The organism is Dietzia sp. NPDC055877 (assembly GCF_053615975.1).
In genome coordinates, this window is the sequence record NZ_JBSHCV010000042.1 from 1 (window position 1) to 1662 (window position 1662).

1 protein-coding gene is annotated in these 1662 nt (G+C 65.0%); it reads right to left on the bottom strand.

The features are described from left to right. Nucleotides 1-25 precede the first annotated feature (25 nt). Nucleotides 26-1549: an IS1634 family transposase gene (locus tag ACWGLC_RS17745; protein WP_421098109.1), complete on the bottom strand. Its 1524-nt coding sequence runs from the start codon at nt 1547-1549 to the stop codon at nt 26-28. Nucleotides 1550-1662 lie beyond the last annotated feature (113 nt).

The window sequence follows — 1662 nt, forward strand, 5'->3', positions numbered from 1 at the left end:
GACCTGACTTCCACAAGTTTTAGTGTCACCCTGCGTTGATCGCGTCGATGACGGCTCGCGCGGCGTCCGGGATTGTGGGCTCGACGAGCATTTCGTGGTCGCCGATGGCGACGGTGACCGTGCGCAGCGGCCGCAGGGTGGTGACGATCTTCTTGATCGACATGCCGGTGACGTCCTGCAGGTGCCGCGCCACGGCCAGGGCGGCAAACACGACGGTCAGGTGAGCTTCGATCGCATCGCGGGTGCGGTGGAAGATCGGGCGCGCCCTCAGGTCGGCCTTGGCCATGCGGAAGGACTGCTCGACCTTCCAGAGGTCGTGATAGGCCGCCACGACGGCATGGCCGTCCATCACGGCCGGGGCGATGTTTGTGACATACCCCTTGTAACCTGCAGACTCGCGGGCCCGCTGGATCGAGGCCTCGTCCAGGATTACCTTCTGGTCGGTGACCTTGACGAACCGCTGCTTCTTGAGTGGTTCTGCCCGGTCGGCCACGCGTTGGGCGCGGTCGATCTGCGCGTTCAGCGTCCGCCGGTCTCGCTTGGCTCGCTCCCATTTGTAGTGCCACACCACCCGCCGGTCTCGCCGGTCCCGGCCCTGGCCCATTGGGCGGATCAGCTCCACGACGCCGTCGTCGGCAATCAGATTGCCGCGGCGACCGAAATGGTCCTCGAGCTCCTTGGGCGCCTTGGAAGTGCGGGAGCCGACGATGAACGACAGGCCAGCATCTTCCAGCGCATTGAGGTTGGCCGCCGACAGCATGCCCGCATCGGCCACCACGACCATGTCGCTGATCTGGTGGCGCTTTTGGAAAGCCGTGATGACCGGGATTAGCGTCTTGGTCTCTGCCTTGTTGCCCTCGAAGACGTGCACGTCCAGCGGGAACCCATCGCGGGCCACCAGCAGGCCGACGGTGATCTGCGGGTCGACCTTGCGCTCTTTACTCATACCGACTTTGCGCAGGTCATCTTCTTTTTCGGCCTCGAAATACAAGGTGGTCAAGTCGTAGAGCACCAACGCCACACCGGGGCCGCCGGCGCGGTTGACGTGGGCCCAGCAGGCGGTGGCGATCAGCCCGCGGTAGTCCCGGCCGACCACTCGCTGTAGGCAGTTGTAGAGCGTGTTGACGTGCGGTGGTTGCGTCCCCAATTCGCCCAGGACCCGAACCGAGTCCAACTTGCTGGTCGGCTCCACCACACGGCACAGCACCAGGTCGCGGAACACCGTATCGCCCACCACGTCGAAGCCGAGCCTGGAGTACGTACCGGTCAATCCTTGCCACAGGATCCGCGCCGTGGACTGCTGGATCCGCGCGGCTGTCGCTGCCGGCACGTCGATCACCGCGGCGCCGCGCTCACTCAACTCCAGGTCTAACGCCTGCTGATCGCCCTGGATGCGCTGCTTGGCGACCTCGATCAACGCCGCCAACTCGCCGGGGGTGTGAGCCGAACCCAGGTGCTCGCGCACCACCAACCGGCCGCTGACCCACTCGACCAACTGCACGCCCGTGGCCCCCGACCCCGTCGGCACCTTCCGAAATTTCAGCCCCACAGGCCCAACCTACCGGGCCGTTTAGTGTCACAAACGCCAGCACAGAACTCGCCCTACCAGCGCAAACCGGAATCCCAAGCGGCAGAACAGCGTCAACTTGTGGAAGTCAGGTC